General features: G+C 73.0%; 15 protein-coding genes and 1 rRNA gene. All 16 read right to left on the minus strand.

What is annotated here, in order from left to right; genetic code table 11:
• Positions 1–76 (minus strand): 16S ribosomal RNA (locus BLS70_RS06590); the annotation flags it as partial.
• A 337-nt stretch (positions 77–413) separates the two neighbouring features.
• Positions 414–1,211 (minus strand): 4-hydroxy-tetrahydrodipicolinate reductase, encoded by a 798-nt coding sequence (dapB, locus tag BLS70_RS06595; RefSeq protein WP_091764902.1) that lies wholly within the window; start codon positions 1,209–1,211, stop codon positions 414–416.
• Positions 1,212–1,260: 49 nt separating this feature from the next.
• Positions 1,261–1,632, minus strand: a complete 372-nt coding sequence (locus BLS70_RS06600; RefSeq protein ID WP_091764903.1) for a hypothetical protein — start codon at positions 1,630–1,632, stop codon at positions 1,261–1,263.
• Positions 1,632–2,927, minus strand: coding sequence for a M16 family metallopeptidase (locus tag BLS70_RS06605; RefSeq protein WP_255362279.1), 1,296 nt, complete (start codon positions 2,925–2,927; stop codon positions 1,632–1,634). Before BLS70_RS06605 ends, BLS70_RS06600 begins: the two co-directional genes overlap by 1 nt.
• Before the next feature lie 65 nt (positions 2,928–2,992).
• Complete coding sequence (locus tag BLS70_RS06610) at positions 2,993–5,260, minus strand: polyribonucleotide nucleotidyltransferase (protein ID WP_176946316.1); 2,268 nt, start codon at positions 5,258–5,260, stop codon at positions 2,993–2,995.
• 304 nt (positions 5,261–5,564) lie between these two features.
• Entirely contained in the window at positions 5,565–5,834 is a 270-nt protein-coding gene (gene rpsO / locus BLS70_RS06615) for a 30S ribosomal protein S15 (RefSeq protein ID WP_091764905.1), read from the minus strand.
• A 92-nt stretch (positions 5,835–5,926) separates the two neighbouring features.
• Entirely contained in the window at positions 5,927–6,886 is a 960-nt protein-coding gene (locus tag BLS70_RS06620; protein WP_091764906.1) for a bifunctional riboflavin kinase/FAD synthetase, read from the minus strand.
• Between the two features lie 28 nt (positions 6,887–6,914).
• Positions 6,915–8,054, minus strand: a complete 1,140-nt coding sequence (locus BLS70_RS06625; protein ID WP_091764907.1) for a branched-chain amino acid aminotransferase — start codon at positions 8,052–8,054, stop codon at positions 6,915–6,917.
• Positions 8,055–8,166: 112 nt separating this feature from the next.
• Positions 8,167–8,505, minus strand: coding sequence for an antibiotic biosynthesis monooxygenase family protein (locus BLS70_RS06630; protein ID WP_091764908.1), 339 nt, complete (start codon positions 8,503–8,505; stop codon positions 8,167–8,169).
• Positions 8,506–8,570: 65 nt separating this feature from the next.
• Positions 8,571–9,494 carry a tRNA pseudouridine(55) synthase TruB gene (gene truB, locus BLS70_RS06635; RefSeq protein ID WP_091764909.1) on the minus strand — a complete coding sequence of 308 codons (924 nt, stop codon included), beginning with the start codon at positions 9,492–9,494 and terminating at the stop codon, positions 8,571–8,573.
• Positions 9,491–10,771: an MATE family efflux transporter gene (locus BLS70_RS06640; protein WP_255362280.1), complete on the minus strand. Its 1,281-nt coding sequence runs from the start codon at positions 10,769–10,771 to the stop codon at positions 9,491–9,493. Before BLS70_RS06640 ends, truB begins: the two co-directional genes overlap by 4 nt.
• Positions 10,772–10,816: 45 nt before the next feature.
• Positions 10,817–11,830: a DHH family phosphoesterase gene (locus tag BLS70_RS06645; protein ID WP_091764911.1), complete on the minus strand. Its 1,014-nt coding sequence runs from the start codon at positions 11,828–11,830 to the stop codon at positions 10,817–10,819.
• A 3-nt stretch (positions 11,831–11,833) separates the two neighbouring features.
• Positions 11,834–12,076, minus strand: a complete 243-nt coding sequence (locus BLS70_RS06650; protein ID WP_091764912.1) for a hypothetical protein — start codon at positions 12,074–12,076, stop codon at positions 11,834–11,836.
• Positions 12,073–12,609 carry a 30S ribosome-binding factor RbfA gene (gene rbfA / locus BLS70_RS06655; RefSeq protein ID WP_091764913.1) on the minus strand — a complete coding sequence of 179 codons (537 nt, stop codon included), beginning with the start codon at positions 12,607–12,609 and terminating at the stop codon, positions 12,073–12,075. Before rbfA ends, BLS70_RS06650 begins: the two co-directional genes overlap by 4 nt.
• Positions 12,610–12,669: 60 nt before the next feature.
• Complete coding sequence (locus BLS70_RS06660; protein ID WP_255362281.1) at positions 12,670–13,032, minus strand: DUF503 domain-containing protein; 363 nt, start codon at positions 13,030–13,032, stop codon at positions 12,670–12,672.
• 11 nt (positions 13,033–13,043) lie between these two features.
• A complete protein-coding gene (gene infB, locus BLS70_RS21240; RefSeq protein WP_255362337.1) occupies positions 13,044–14,879 on the minus strand; it encodes a translation initiation factor IF-2 in 1,836 nt (611 codons plus the stop codon).
• Between the last annotated feature and the right edge of the window lie 789 nt (positions 14,880–15,668).

Here is a 15,668-nt window from a genome sequence, read left to right on the forward strand (position 1 = left end):
GGGTTCACCGTTCGACTTGCATGTGTTAAGCACGCCGCCAGCGTTCGTCCTGAGCCAGGATCAAACTCTCCGTAGATGATTTGATCGCAGCTGAGAACCGAGAGCTAGCACTCTCGATATCAATCAACCAAAGGAATCCCTGCCCCGACCACAAGTAGCCGGGACACGGGGTATTACTTGGCACTGACTTTCGGCACGCTGTTGAGTTCTCAAAGAGCGGACGCGCAGACACTCGACCCTTCAGGGCGTCGTCCCTGGCTGGATGTCCAACACTACGCCGGTTTCCGTTGCCCCCGCCAGCGGCGGGTCCCGGTCCGGCAGACCCTCAGGTCCGCGCGGCGCATGGAGAACCATACACGAGGTCCCGGGGGGCGTCGCAACCCCCCGTCCAGCGGTCCCCGTCACACCCGGACCTAGAGACCGAGCAGCCCCTCGATGCCCACCGTCAGGCCGGGCCGGCGGCCGATCTCGCGCACCGCCAGGAGCACCCCGGGCATGAAGGAGGCCCGGTCGTAGGAGTCGTGCCGGAGCGTCAGGGTCTCCCCCGCGGCGCCCATGAGCACCTCCTGGTGTGCAACCAGACCGGCCAGCCGCACGGCGTGCACGGGCACGCCCTCGACGTCGGCCCCCCGTGCCCCGGGAAGGGCATCGGTGGTCGCGTCCGGCGCCGGGGGCATGTCCGCCTCCCGGCGGGCCGCCGCGATCAGACGGGCGGTGCGCACCGCCGTCCCGGACGGGGCGTCGACCTTGTTCGGGTGGTGCAGCTCGACCACCTCGACCGACGGGAAGAACCGGGCGGCGTCCTGCGCGAAGCGCATGAGCAGCAGAGCACCGATCCCGAAGTTCGGGGCGATGATCACGCCCACGTCGGGCTTGGGCGCCAACCACTCGGCGATGGTCGACAGGCGGTCCTCGTCGAAGCCCGTCGTCCCCACCACGCAGTGGATGTTGTTGTCGATGCAGAACCGGATGTTGTCCATGACGACGTCCGGGCGGGTGAAGTCGACGACCACCTGCGTGCCGGCGTCGGCCAGGCCGAACAGCCAGTCGCCCTCGTCGACCATCGCCACCAGCTCGAGGTCCTCGGCGTCGTTGACGGCCTTGACCACCTCGGTGCCCATCCGGCCGCGGGCTCCGAGGACGCCCACGTTGATCACCGGGGCGTCACCCGGGGCGGTCGGAACGGGCTGCTGGTCCGGTGCGGTGGTCACCCGGTCAGGTTTCCCGCCGGACCGCCGAACCGCAAGACAACCCCGCCGTTCAGCGCGGCGACGAGGTCCGGACGGCGACCAGGCCCCACAGCGCCAGACCGAGCAGCACGCCCGCCGCGTCGGCGACCCAGTCGGCCAGGGACATGCTGCGGTCCAGCGCCGACAGGCCCTGGACCAGCTCGCTGACCGCCGCGTAGCCGAGGAGCAGCGCCGCCAGCGGCCGCGCCCCGATGCCGGCCCATCGGCCGGTCAGGGCCAGCGCCGCGAACAGGGCGAGGTGCACGACCTTGTCCACCCCGGCCGGGGCGGGTGGGACGTCGGAGGCCGGGGCGAACAGCACGGCCAGGGACACCAGGACCGCGACGGCGAACACGCCCCGGGCGAGGGCGCCGTGCACGGCCAGGGCGGGATGCGGCGCCATCAGAGCCGGTCGAGGTCCGACTCGCGGTAGGGGCCGACGACGGCCAGGCACATCGGCCGGCCGAACAGTTCCGCGGCCACCTCGCGCACCTGCTGCTCGTCGACGGCGTCCAGCCGGGTCAGGACCTCCCGGACGGGGAGGTACTCGCCGTAGGAGAGCTCGCTCTTCCCGAGCCGGCTCATCCGGGAGCCGGTGTCCTCCAGGCCCAGCACCATGCCGCCCTTGAGCTGACCGCGGGCGCGCGCGACCTCCTCCGAGGTGAGCCCCGAGGCGGCGACGCCGTCCAGACCCTCGCGGATCAGGCCGAGCACCTCCGGCACCCGCTTCTTGGCGCACCCGGCGTACACGGAGAAGGCGCCTGCTCCCGCGTAGTGGGTGAGCGCCGAGCCGACGCTGTAGACCAGTCCCCGCTTCTCGCGGATCTCCTGGAACAGCCGCGAGCTCATCCCCCCGCCGACCGCGGCGTCGAGGACCGCGGCGGCATAGCGCCGTTCGTCCAGCCGGCCGAGCCCGGGTGTCCCCAGCAGGAGGTGGGTCTGCTCGGTGCGCCGCGTGATCAGGCCGGTCGAGCGGGCCGGCCGGTCCGCGCCGGGTTCCCCGACACGCAGCGGCGCCGGCTCCCCCGCGTCGGACAACCGGTCCCCGAAGGCGGCGGTGACCAGCTCCAGCACCTGCTGGTGGTCCACCCGCCCCGCGGCGGTGACGACCATCGAGGGCATGGCGTACCGCTGCCGGTACCAGCCGTCGACGTCGTCGCGGGACAACCCCTCGATCGATTCGACGGTGCCCAGCACCGAGCGGCCGAGCGGGGTGTCGCCGAAGAGGGTCTCGGAGAACAGGTCGTGGACGGCGTCCGCGGGCTCGTCGTCGCGCATGGCGATCTCCTCGAGCACCACCGTGCGCTCGGACTCGAGATCGGCCGCGGTGTTGGTCGCCTCGGTGACCAGGTCCGCGAGCAACGTGACCGCGAGCGGCAGGTCGCTGGCGAGCACGTTCGCGTAGAAGCACGTGTGCTCCTTGGCGGTGAACGCGTTCATCTCGCCGCCGACGGCATCCATCGCCGTCGCGATCTCCAGCGCACCCCGCGACGTCGTCCCCTTGAACAGCAGGTGCTCGAGGAAGTGCGAGGAGCCGGCCACGGCCGGCGTCTCGTCCCGCGAGCCGACGTCGACCCAGATGCCCAGCGTCGCCGAGAGGACCCCGGGCATCGTCTCGGTGAGGACCCGCAGGCCCCCGGAAAGCGTCGTGCGCTCCACCCGGCCGCCGACCTCGTCGAGGTCGAGCAGCTGGGTCACCCCGACGGGAACCGGGGCGGGTGCACCAGCACCCGCCCCGGTCCCGATCACGTCAGTGGACGTCGTCACTCACCCGCAGGTGCAGCGGCCTCGGCGGCCTCGGCGGCCTCGGCGGGAGCGGCCTGACCGGCGTCGCCCTCGGCGACCGGCACCAGGCTGATCTTGCCGCGGGCGTCGATGTCGGTGATCTCCACCTGCATCTTGTCGCCGACGTTGGCCACGTCCTCGACCTTGTTGATCCGCTTGCCGCCACCCAGCTTGCTGATGTGCACCAGGCCGTCGCGGCCGGGCAGCAGGGAGACGAAGGCGCCGAACGGCGTGGTCTTGACGACCGTGCCGAGGAAGCGCTCGCCGACCTTGGGCAGCGTCGGGTTGGCGATGGCGTTGATCCGGTCCACCGCGGCCTGGGCCGAGGGGCCGTCGGAGGCGCCGACGTAGATCGTGCCGTCGTCCTCGATGGTGATGTCCGCGCCGGTCTCGTCCTGGATCGCGTTGATCATCTGGCCCTTGGGGCCGATGACCGCACCGATCTTGTCGACCGGGATGCGCACCGTGGTCACGCGGGGCGCGTACGGGCTCATCTCGTCGGGGGCGTCGATCGCCTCGTTCATCACGTCGAGGATGTGCAGCCGGGCCGCACGGGCCTGGGTCAGCGCACCGGCGAGGACGTCGGAGGGGATGCCGTCGAGCTTCGTGTCCAGCTGCAGCGCGGTCACGAAGTCGCGGGTGCCGGCGACCTTGAAGTCCATGTCACCGAACGCGTCCTCGGCACCGAGGATGTCGGTCAGCGCGACGTACTCGGTCTTGCCGTCGACCTCGTCGGAGACCAGGCCCATGGCGATGCCGGCGACCGGGGCCTTCAGCGGCACACCGGCGTTGAGCAGGGCCAGCGTCGAGGCGCAGACCGAGCCCATCGAGGTGGAGCCGTTGGAGCCCAGCGCCTCGGAGACCTGGCGGATCGCGTAGGGGAACTCTTCGCGGTCCGGCAGGACCGGCACCAGGGCCCGCTCGGCGAGCGCGCCGTGGCCGATCTCGCGGCGCTTGGGCGAGCCCACGCGGCCGGTCTCACCGGTGGAGTACGGCGGGAAGTTGTAGTTGTGCATGTAGCGCTTGCGCGTCACCGGCGAGAGCGTGTCCAGCTGCTGCTCCATGCGGAGCATGTTCAGCGTGGTGACACCCAGGATCTGGGTCTCGCCGCGCTCGAACAGCGCCGAGCCGTGCACGCGCGGGATGACCTCGACCTCGGCCGACAGCGGCCGGATGTCGGTCAGGCCGCGGCCGTCGATGCGGACCTTGTCGCGGAGGATGCGCTGGCGGACGACCTTCTTGGTCAGCGCCCGGAACGCACCGGAGATCTCCTTCTCGCGGCCCTCGAACTGGCCGGAGAGGGCTGCCTTGACCTCGTCCTTGAGGGCGTCGGTGGCGTCCTCGCGCTCGGCCTTGCCGGCGATCTGCTGCGCCTGGGCCAGCTTGTCGCCGACGTGCGCCTCGACCGCGGCGTAGACGTCGTCCTGGTAGTCCAGGAAGCGGGGGAAGTCGGCGACCGGCTTGGCGGCCTTCTCGGCCATCGCGGACTGCGCGTCGCACAGCGCCTTGATGAACGGCTTGGCGGCCTCGAGGCCCTGCGCCACGATCTCCTCGGTCGGAGCGGGAGCGCCACCGGCGACGAGCTCGATGGTCTTCTCGGTGGCCTCGGCCTCGACCATCATGATCGCGACGTCGCCGTCGGGGAGGACACGGCCGGCCACGACCATGTCGAAGACGGCGTTCTCGAGCTCGGTGTGGGTCGGGAAGCCGACCCACTGGCCGTTGATGAGGGCGACGCGGGTGGCGCCGATCGGGCCGGAGAACGGCAGACCCGAGAGCTGGGTGGACGCCGAGGCGGCGTTGATCGCGACCACGTCGTAGAGGTGCGTCGGGTCCAGCGCCATGACGGTGATGACGACCTGGACCTCGTTGCGCAGGCCCTTGGCGAAGGTCGGGCGCAGCGGGCGGTCGATCAGGCGGCAGGTGAGGATCGCGTCCTCGGACGGGCGGCCCTCGCGACGGAAGAACGAGCCGGGGATGCGCCCAGCGGCGTACATCCGCTCCTCGACGTCGACGGTGAGCGGGAAGAAGTCGAACTGCTCCTTGGGCTGGCGGCCGGCCGTGGTGGCCGAGAGCAGCATGGTGTCGCCCATGGTGACGACGACGGAGCCGGCGGCCTGCTTGGCGAGGCGGCCGGTCTCGAAGGTGATCGAACGGCTGCCGAAGCTGCCGTTGTCGATGACCGCGGTGGCGGTGGTGACGCCGTCCTCGGCGTCGAACTCTGCGGTGATGGTGGGTGCGGACACGTGTCCTTCTCTCTTCTTCGTCGCATCGGCCTCGTGCCGACCTACGACTCCTCTGACGGCCAGTCCTGGACTGGTTGCCGTCCTGCGTCCGGGGCGACCGGTGCTCGATCGAAGCCCTCGGGAGCTGGTTCCCCGCATGGGGGGAGGCCATTCCTCGCGGTGGAGGAGCGTGCCCGGGGGCCACTACCGAGGACCGGTCCTCGAGGGACGCGTCCGGCGGCTGGCCGGTTCTCCCCGGGCGGCGGGTGCCGCACGAGGAAGGGGACCGTCCCGGAGTGATCCGGGAGCGGCCCCCTCGTGGTGCCTAGCGGCGCAGACCGAGCCGCTCGATGAGCGACCGGTAGCGGTTGATGTCGGTCTTGGCGAGGTAGTTCAGCAGCCGACGGCGGCGACCGACCAGCAGGAGCAGACCACGACGGCTGTGGTGGTCGTGCTTGTGCATCCTGAGGTGCTCGGTCAGGTCGCTGATCCGACGGCTGAGCATCGCGACCTGCACCTCGGGCGAACCGGTGTCGTTCTCGACCGTCGCGTAGTCGGTCATGATCTGCTTCTTGAGCGCGCTGTCGAGCGCCATTGTTCGCCTCCGGGGCGGGTCACGTGTGGCCCTCGGTCTGAATCACGAGGGCAGGTCGCACACACGTCGGTCACCCGACGTCACCACCCAGGCTACATGCCGAGGATCTGGCGGGTGTCCGTGACGTCCTTGGCCATGGCCGCCAGCAGACCCTCGATGTCGGCGAAGGCCTCCATCGGCCGCAGGCGCGAGGCGAACTCCACGCCGACGTGCTCGCCGTAGAGATCGCCGTCGTAGTCCAGGACGAAGGCCTCGACGGTGCGCCGGCTGCCCTGGAACGTGGGATTGGTGCCCACGGAGATGGCGGCGGGGAGGCGCTCGCGGCTGGCGCCGCTGCGGGGGTCGCGGGTGACCAGGTGCCCGGCGTAGACGCCGTCGGCGGGGATGGCGGTGTACTGCGGGCTCTCCACGTTCGCCGTCGGGTAGCCGAGGTCCCGGCCCCGCCGGTCCCCGCGCACGACGACGCCGTCGACGCGGTGCGGCCGCCCGAGGGCCCGGGCGGCGGAGACCATGTCGCCCGCAGCCACGCATGCTCGGATGTAGGTCGAGGAGATGGTCACGTCCCCGGAGTCGGAGGTGTCCTCCGCCAGCGGCACGCCCTCGACGGCGAAGCCGAACCGGCGGCCCTCCGCGGTGAGGCTGGTGACGGTTCCGGCGGCCCGGTGCCCGTAGGTGAAGTTCTCCCCCACCACGACCTGCGCGGCGTGCAGGTGCTCGACCAGCACGGTGTGCGTGAACGTCTCCGGGGGAAGCCGCATGAACTCCGCGGTGAACGGCAGCACGCACATGGCGTCCACGCCGAGCCCCGCCACCAGCTCGGCCTTGCGGTCCAGCGAGGTGAGGATCGCCGGGTGCGAGCCCGGCCGCACGACCTCGGCCGGGTGCGGGTCGAAGGTGAGCAGCAGGCAGGGACGGCGCATCGCCTGCGCCCGGGCGACCGCGGCGCCGATCAGCTTCTGGTGCCCGCGGTGGACGCCGTCGTACATGCCGATGGTGACCACGGTGCGGCCGAGATCGGCCGGGGTGGCCTCCAGGCCTCGCCAGCGCTGCACGTGTCCGACGCCCTCCGTCCGGTGGTGGTCAGCCGACGCGGTGCAGCCAGCCGTGGGTGTCGGCCACCCGCCCGTGCTGGATGTCGAGCAGCGCCTCGCGCAGCCGCATGGTCAGCGGGCCGGGGGTGCCGTCGCCCACGGTGAAGTCACCGGTCCGGGCCTTGACCACGCCCACCGGGGTGATCACGGCCGCGGTCCCGCAGGCGAAGGTCTCGGTGACCGTGCCCTCGGCGACGCCCTGGCGCCACTCGTCCAGCGAGTAGCGCCGCTCGGTGACCCGGAGCCCGAGCCCACGGGCGACCTCCATGAGGGAGTCGCGGGTGATGCCGGGCAGCAGGCTCCCGGAGAGCTCGGGGGTGACGAGTTCGGCGTCCTCGCCGGAGCCGAGGACGAAGAACAGGTTCATCCCGCCCAGCTCCTCGATGTACTTCTTCTCCACCGCGTCGAGGTAGACGACCTGGTCGCAGCCGAGCGCGGAGGCCTCCTGCTGCGGCAGCAGGCTGGCGGCGTAGTTGCCGGCGCACTTCACGTCGCCGGTACCGCCGGGGGCGGCGCGGGCGTACTCCTCCGAGACGTAGACCGACACCGGGTGCACGCCCCGCGGGAAGTACGCCCCGGCCGGGCTGGCGATGATCAGGAAGAGGTACTCGTGCGCCGGCCGCACGCCGAGGAACGGCTCGCTGGCGAGCATGTAGGGCCGCAGGTACAGCGTCTGGTCGGGCCCGGTGGGCACCCAGTCGCGGTCGGCGTCGACGAGCGCGTCGACGGCCGTGAGGAAGGACTCCTCGGGCACGACCGGCATCGCGAGGCGGCGGGCGCTGCGGGCGAAGCGCGCGGCGTTGGCCTCCGGGCGGAACATCGCGACGCTGCCGTCGGGCTGCGCGTAGGCCTTGAGCCCCTCGAAGATCGACTGCGCGTAGTGCAGGGCCGCCGTCGCCGGGTCCATGGGCAGCGGCCCGTACGTGGTCAGGCGGGCGTCGTACCAGCCCTGCCCCTCCCGGTAACGGGCCACGAACATGCTGTCGGTGAAGTACCGGCCGAAGCCCGGGTCCTCCAGCAGCTCCGCGCGCTCGACGGGGCTGCGCCGGCGCACGTCCTCCACGACCACCGGCACGCCCTCGGTGAACATCCGCGCGGAGGTACGGCTGTCGCTGAGCGTGTCGGTCATGGCTCCCACCTGCAGATGAACGCGTCCGGGCGGCCGGCGACCACCGGGCCCGCGCCCACACTATCCCCGCCTCCGGCGGCGGCCGGGAGCCGACCGCCGCCGGGCGGCCCGATCAGGCCTGGTTCTCCTGGTTGGCGGTGGGACCCGCGTACTCGAGCACCTCGTAGGTCCAGACGTGGGCCGAGTGCGGGGCCGCGGACGCCAGGGTGTCACCGCCCCCGTCGTGGGCCCGGTCGAAGTCCTGGCTCGACTGCCAGGCCTCGTAGGCCTCGTGGCTGCTCCACCGGGTGTAGACCAGGTACTGGTCGGTGCCCTCGAGCGGGCGCAGCAGCTCGAACCACTCGAAGCCGGGGGTGGACTCCACGGCCCCGGCGCGGCCGCGGAAGCGCTCCTCGAACCGGTCCTGCTTGTCCTTCGGGACGGTGATCGCGTTGATCTTCACGACGCTCATGGCCCTCCCCTTCCCGGCACGCCCGGCGATCAATCGCGCGGCGGGGTCCGCTCACCGGAAAGGCGTCAGCCCTCGCGCGGCGGGAAGCCCACGGCCACGCGCGCGGTCGGGCCCGCGTCCTCGACCAGCGCGACGAGGCGGCCGTCAGGGTCCACCGCCGCGTGCAGTCCCGGCCCGCCGGTAGCCGGGATGCGCTGGCCGTAGCCGACGGCCGTGGCCTCCTGCGCGGTGAGGCCCCGCTCGGGGAAGACCAGCCGGGCGGCGTCGGTCAGGCCCAGCACGCCTGCTCCCCCACCGGCGGCCAGCGCGGCTCCCGCGTCCTCGACGGGGGCGGCCTGCGCGATGGTGAACGGCCCGGAGGCGGTCCGCCGCAGCGCAGTGAGGTGCCCGCCCACGCCGAGGGCGGCCCCGGCGTCGCGTGCGATCGCCCGGATGTAGGTGCCGGCGGTGCACTCGACGGTGACGTCGACGTCGACCAGGTCCGGCTCCGGGCGCGTGACGCGGTGGACGTCGAGCCGGTGCACCACCACCGAGCGCGGCTCCAGCATGACCTCCTCCCCCGCCCGGACGCGGTCGTAGGACCGGCGACCGGCGACCTTGACCGCGCTCACCGACGACGGGACCTGCTGCAGCGGGCCGGTCTGGGCGGCCAGGGCGGCGCGGATCGCGTCGTCGTCCAGCCCCGCGGTCGAGGCGGCGGCGAGCAGCTCGCCCTCCCGGTCGTCGGTGACCGTCGACTGCCCCAGACGGATGGTCGCCTCGTAGGTCTTGTCGTGGCCACCGACGTACCCGAGCAGCCGGGTGGCGGCCCCGACGCCGAGGACCAGCAGGCCGGTGGCCATGGGGTCGAGCGTGCCGGCGTGGCCGACCTTGCGGACCGAGAGCACCCGCCGGGCCCAGGCGACGACGTCGTGCGACGTCATCCCGCCGGGCTTGTCGACCAGCAGCAGACCGGGAGGGACGTCGGCATCGGGACGGCGGGGGCTCACGCCGTAACCGTCTCAGGCGCCTCGAGCCACCGGTCGCCGGCCACCCGCACGAGCACGCCGGCCAGCCGGAGACCGATGAACAGGCACAGGCCGGTCCACACCCCGGCCAGGCCCCAGTCCAGCGGCCCGGACAGCAGCGACAGCGGCAGGAACCCGACGACCGCCGAGCCGATGGTGAGCGTGCGCAGGTAGCCCACGTCCCCGGCGCCCATGAGGACGCCGTCCAGCGCGAACACCACGCCGGCCAGCGGCTGCATGGCGGCCAGGAACCACCAGACCAGCAGCGCCTGGTCGACGACGGCGGGGTCGTCGGTGAACAGCGGCGGGAGGACGCCGCGCAGGGCGAGCAGCAGCACCGCCACCGCCGCACCCGTGCCCAGCCCCCAGAGCGCCACCCGCCGGGCGGTGACCCGGGCCTCGGCGGGCCGGCCGGCACCGAGGGCGTGCCCGACGAGGGTCTGGGCGGCGACGGCGTAGGCGTCGAGCACCAGGGCCAGGAAGAAGAACAGCTGGAGCGCGATCTGGTGCGCACCCAGCTGCGCGGTACCGGCACGGGCGGCGACGCCCGCCGCCACGAGGAAGGACACCTGCAGCACCGCGGCGCGCAGGAGCAGGTCGCGGCCGATGACCAGCTGGGAGAGGACGGCCGCGGGGCGGGGACGCCAGTCGGCGTCCTCCCGCGCGATGGCCCGCAGGAACAGGCCCGCGGTCACCGCCTGGCCGACCACGTTGGCCACCGCGGAGCCCACCAGGCCCCAGCCGGCCGGGTAGACCAGCAGCGGGCAGAGCACCAGGCTGACCAGGCTGCCGGCCAGCACGAACCGGACCGGCCGGCGCAGCTCCTGGACGCCGCGCAGCCAGCCGTTGCCGGCCAGCGAGACCAGCAGCAGAGGGGCGCCGAGCGAGGCGACCCGCAGCCACTCCTCGCCGGCCTCCGCGACCGGTCCGGCACCCCCGGCCAGCAGCCGGGTGAAGGGACCGGCGGTGAGCTGGAAGAACGTCAGGACGACCAGGCCGAGCCCCGCGGCCAGCCAGGTGGCCTGGACCCCTTCCGCGACCGCGCCGGCCCGGTCGCCCGCACCCGCTCGCCGGGCGGCACGGGCCGTCGTGCCGTAGGCGAGGAAGTTCAGCAGCGCAGCCGCCCACGCCAGCAGCCCTCCGCCCACCGCCAGGCCACCCAGCGCCACGGTGCCCAGGTTGCCGACGACCGCGGTGTCGACCAGCAGGTACAGCGGTTCCGCGGCGAGGACGACCAGCGCCGGGAGCGCCAGCGACACGACCGACGGCGGCGCGGACGGAGCGGGGATGACCGGTCGCCCCGGTCAGCGTGCGGTGAGCTGCTCGCGCAGCGCCGCGATGGTCCCCTCGCGGTCGAGGGTCGAGGTGTAGCCCGCGGCCAGCGTGTGACCGCCACCCCCGAGCCCCATGGCGATGCGGGCGAGGTCCGTACCGCCGCGGGAGCGCAGCGAGACCGACCACGTCCCGTCGTCCTGACCCTTGAGGACGCAGGCCACGTCCGCCTCCTCTGCGGATCGGACGACGTCGACGAGCGCCTCGAGCTGTTCACCGGGCAGTCCGTGCTCGGCGGCCTCCGCGGTGCTGGACCAGGTCCACACCAGCCCGGCGCCGACCTCCGGCTCGAGCACCGCCCTGCCCGTCACCACGGACAGCAGGCCGAGCCAGCCGAACGGAGCGGTGTCGAACAGCCGGCGGCTGATCGCCGCGTGGTCGATGCCCGTGGCCAGCAGGCGGGCGGCCAGTTCGTGGGTCTGCGGCCGCGTGCTGCCGAAGCGGAAGGAGCCGGTGTCGGCGGCCAGCCCGGCGTAGAGGCAGGTGGCGAGCTGGCGGTCGAGAGCGACGCCGAGATCATCGAGCAGGTCGGCCACCAGCGTCACGGTGGCCGGCGCGCCGGGGTCGATCAGCTGCAGCGTCCCGAAGCCGGGATTGCTGGCGTGGTGGTCGACCACGACCGACGTCACGGCACCGTCGAGCAGCGCGGCGACCTCACCGAGGCGGCCGGGCGAGGCGGCGTCCAGGCTGACGAAGACGTCCGGCGCCGAGGGCAGCGACGCCGACGGCACGAGCCCCTCGGCACCGGGCAGCCAGCCCAGCGACGCCGGCAGGGTGAACTCGCCCGGGAACGTCGGCAGGACGCGCGCACCACGGCGCCGCAGCCCCTCCGCGAGCGCCAGGGTGCTGCCCAGCGCGTCGGCGTCGGGGTTCACGTGCCCGGACAGGACGACGGTGGCGCGGGCCTCGGCGGCCTCGGCCAGGACCCCTGCCACGGTGCGCGACGTGGCCGCGAGCCCGGGTGCGGGGGTGGGACGGGCACTCATGGGTCAGGCGTCCGGCCCCGGGTCGGCGACCGGAGGGGCGTTCTCCTCCTCGGTGACCGCACCGCCGCCGACCGGGAACGTGGAGCCGTCGTCGGGCTCGTCGGAGACGATGCTCGGGGCGTCGCCGATCTCGCCGTGCTTGCCGCCGTCGGTGGGATCACCGGTGCCGTCGACCTTCTGGCCGCCCAGCATCGACGTGCCCTGGCCCTCGAGGGGCTCGTACGGGTTCGGGTCGTCCTGGGTCACGACGCACTCCTGGTTCGGGCGGGGAGGTCGTCGGCACCGTCATCGGCAGGGCCGGGCGCGGGCGTGCCCTCGGACACCACCTCGTGCTCGTCCTCGTCGTCGAGGTCGTCGTCCTCTGCCGGCTTGCGGTAGGGGTCGGGCTCGCCGGCGTACTGGGCACCCTCGCGGGCGCGGGCCAGCTCGGCGTCGGCGTGCCGCGCCCGCTCGAGGGCCTCCTCGAGCTCGCGCGCGGTGTCCGGGACGATGTCGGCGATGAACTCCAGCGTCGGCACGAACTTGATGCCGGTCTGCTTGCCGACCGTGGAGCGCAGCACGCCCGTGGCACTGGCCAGGGCGGCCGCGGAGTCGGCGATCTGCGTCTCGTCGCCGTAGACGGTGTAGAAGATCGTCGCCTCGCGGAGGTCGCTGGTCACGCGGGCGTCGGTGACGGTCACCATGCCGAGCCGCGGGTCCTTGATCTGCGTCTCGATCGCGGCGGAGACGATCTGGCGGATGCGCACCGCCAGCTTGCGTGCGCGGGCCGGGTCGGCCATCGGACCTCCTGTGGTCAGGGCGTCGGTGGACGCCGGGCGGACATGGTTCGGGGAAACGGATCAGTCGTCGGTGTCCGAGAGGAGCTGACGGTGCGTCGACAGCAGCGTCACCTCCGGCCGCTCGGCCAGCAACCGCTCGCAGGCGTCGAGGACGTCGGCGACCTGGCCGGCGTCCGCCGAGACGGTCGCCAGGCCGATCTGCACCCTGCGGTGCAGGTCCTGGTCGCCGACCTCGGCGGCGGCGACGGAGAAGCGGCGCCGCAGCTCGGCCACGATCGGCCGCACCACGGCGCGCTTGCCCTTGAGCGAGTGGACGTCGCCGAGCAGCAGGTCGGCGGTGAGCGTGCCGGTGAACACCGGACGTCCCCGCTCCTGCTGCTCGACGAGAGTGCGGCCATGGCCGGGGGAATGCCCCCCGGCCATGGCCGGACCGGCTAGGTGCGCGGGATCTCGCGCATCTCGAAGGTCTGGATGACGTCGTCGGTCTTGATGTCGTTGAACGACCCCAGACCGATACCGCACTCGTAGCCCTCGCGGACCTCGGTCGCGTCGTCCTTGAAGCGGCGGAGGGACTCCACCGTCAGGTTGTCGGCGACCACGTTGCCGTCACGGAGCAGACGCGCCTTCGAGTTGCGGACGATCGTCCCGGAGCGGACCAGCGAACCGGCGACGTTGCCGATCTTGGGCACGCGGAAGACCTCGCGGACCTCCGCGGTCCCCAGCTGGACCTCCTCGTACTCGGGCTTGAGCATCCCCTTGAGAGCGGCCTCGATCTCGTCGATGGCCTGGTAGATGACCGTGTAGTACCGGACGTCCACCCCCTCGCGGTTGGCGAGCTCGGTGGCCTGACCCTCGGCCCGGACGTTGAAGCCCAGGACGATGACGTCGTCGGCCAGCGCCAGGTCGATGTCGCTCTTGGTGATCCCACCGACGCCGCGGTGGATGACCCGCAGCGAGATGTCGTCGTCGACCTCGATCTTCATCAGCGCCTCTTCGAGCGCCTCCACGGTGCCCGAGTTGTCGCCCTTGATGATCAGGTTGAGCTGACGGGTCTCCTTGAGCGCGGCGTCGAGGTCCTCGAGGCTGATCCGCTTGCGCATGGAGGCGTTCTGCGCGTTGCGGATGCGGGCCTGGCGGCGGTCGGCGATCTGCCGTGCCACCCGGTCCTCCTCGACGACCAGGAAGGTGTCGCCGGCACGCGGGACGGAGGTCAGGCCGACGACCTGGACCGGCCGCGACGGCAGGGCTTCCTTGAGCTTGTTGCCGTGCTCGTCGAGCAGCGACCGGACGCGACCGTAGGCGTCGCCGGCCACGATCGAGTCGCCCTGGCGCAGCGTTCCGCGCTGGACGAGCACCGTGGCGACGGGGCCCCGGCCCTTGTCCAGCTTGCCCTCGATGACGACACCCTGCGGGTCCTGCTCGGTGTTCGCGCGCAGGTCCAGCGAGGCGTCCGCGGTCAGCAGGATCGCCGTCAGGAGCTCGTCGAGACCCTGCCGCGTGGTCGCGGAGACGTCGACGAACATCGTGTCGCCGCCGTACTCCTCGGCCACGAGGCCGTACTCGGTGAGCTGCTGGCGGATCTTGGCGGGGTTGGCCCCCTCCTTGTCGATCTTGTTCACCGCGACGACGATCGGCACCTCGGCGGCCTGGGCGTGGTTGAGCGCCTCGACCGTCTGCGGCATGACGCCGTCGTCGGCGGCGACCACCAGCACGACGATGTCGGTGACCTTCGCGCCTCGGGCACGCATCGCGGTGAACGACTCGTGACCGGGGGTGTCGATGAAGGTGATCGGCCGCTCGTTGTGCTCGAGCTCGGTGACGATCTGGTAGGCGCCGATGTGCTGGGTGATGCCACCGGCCTCCTTCGAGACCACGTTGCTGTGGCGCAGGGCGTCCAGCAGCTTGGTCTTTCCGTGGTCGACGTGACCCATGACGGTGACGACCGGCGGACGGGACTCCCAGTCGCCCTCTTCGCCCTCCTCGTCACCGAAGGTGAGGTCGAAGGTCTCGAGCAGCTCGCGGTCCTCGTCCTCGGGGCTCACGACCTGGATGACCCAGCCGATCTCGGCACCGAGGAGCTGCAGCGTCTCGTCGTTGACGGACTGCGTCGCGGTGATCATCTCGCCCAGGTGGAACAGGGCGGTGACCAGCGCGGCCGGCTCGGCGTTGATGCGCTCGGCCAGGTCGGTCAGCGAGGCACCGCGGGGCAGCCGGACGGTCTGTCCGTTGCCGCGGGGCAGGCTGACGCCACCCATGCTGGGCGCCGCCATGGAGTCGAACTCCTGACGCCGCTGCTTCTTGCTCTTGCGCCCGCGGACGGGACCGCGACCACCCGGGCGACCGAAGGCACCGGCGGTACCGGCACCCGAACCGCCACGGCCACGGCCACGCGGTCCACCGCCGCCACGGAAGCCACCACCGGCCGGAGCGCCGGCACCAGGGGCACCGCCGCCGCCACCGGGACGGAAGCCGCCGCCGCCACCGGGACCACCGGGACGGCCACCGCCGCCGGGACCACCGGTGCGCCCACCGGGCCCACCGGGGCCGCCGGGACGACCGCCGCCGCCGGGACGGCCGGGCGACATGCCCGGCGCCGGACGCTGCGGCATCATGCCCGGGTTCGGACGCGGACCACCGGCGCCGGGACCCGGACGGGGGCCGCCCGCACCGGGAGCGGGGCGCGGGCCACCGGGACCGGGGCGCGGGCCACCGGGACCGGCCGCGGGACGGGGACCGCCCGGAGCCGGACGGGCGCCGGGAGCGGCCGGGCCCGGACGCGGACCCGCGCCGGGACCGGCACCCGGTCCGGGGCCGGACGAGGCAGCCGGGGGTGCGGCCGGACGGGGGGAGCTGAACGGGTTGTTGCCCGGACGCGGAGCCGGACGGGGTCCGGGCCGCGGACCGGCGCCGGCGGGCGCGCCGCCGCCGGCTGCAGCCGGACGCGGTGCGGCCGGACGGGCCGTCGGGGGCTGCTGGGTCGGAGCGGCGGCGGCCGGTGCCTGCGGAGCAGGCGCGGCCGATCGCGGGCCGGGAGCGGGGGCGGCCGGAGCCGCCGGAGC

This window comes from Blastococcus aurantiacus (assembly GCF_900102425.1).
GTDB classification, from domain to species: domain Bacteria; phylum Actinomycetota; class Actinomycetes; order Mycobacteriales; family Geodermatophilaceae; genus Blastococcus; species Blastococcus aurantiacus.

What these genes read in the sequence shown, in the direction of transcription:
- infB (WP_255362337.1), bottom strand. Translation starts at nt 14,879, where the DNA reads ATGGCGGCGCCCAGCATGGGTGGCGTCAGCCTGCCCCGCGGCAACGGA.
- BLS70_RS06625 (WP_091764907.1), bottom strand. Translation starts at nt 8,054, where the DNA reads ATGACCGACACGCTCAGCGACAGCCGTACCTCCGCGCGGATGTTCACC.
- BLS70_RS06600 (WP_091764903.1), bottom strand. Translation starts at nt 1,632, where the DNA reads ATGGCGCCGCATCCCGCCCTGGCCGTGCACGGCGCCCTCGCCCGGGGC.
- rpsO (WP_091764905.1), bottom strand. Translation starts at nt 5,834, where the DNA reads ATGGCGCTCGACAGCGCGCTCAAGAAGCAGATCATGACCGACTACGCG.
- rbfA (WP_091764913.1), bottom strand. Translation starts at nt 12,609, where the DNA reads ATGGCCGACCCGGCCCGCGCACGCAAGCTGGCGGTGCGCATCCGCCAG.
- BLS70_RS06645 (WP_091764911.1), bottom strand. Translation starts at nt 11,830, where the DNA reads ATGAGTGCCCGTCCCACCCCCGCACCCGGGCTCGCGGCCACGTCGCGC.
- BLS70_RS06660 (WP_255362281.1), bottom strand. Translation starts at nt 13,032, where the DNA reads ATGGCCGGGGGGCATTCCCCCGGCCATGGCCGCACTCTCGTCGAGCAG.
- BLS70_RS06630 (WP_091764908.1), bottom strand. Translation starts at nt 8,505, where the DNA reads ATGAGCGTCGTGAAGATCAACGCGATCACCGTCCCGAAGGACAAGCAG.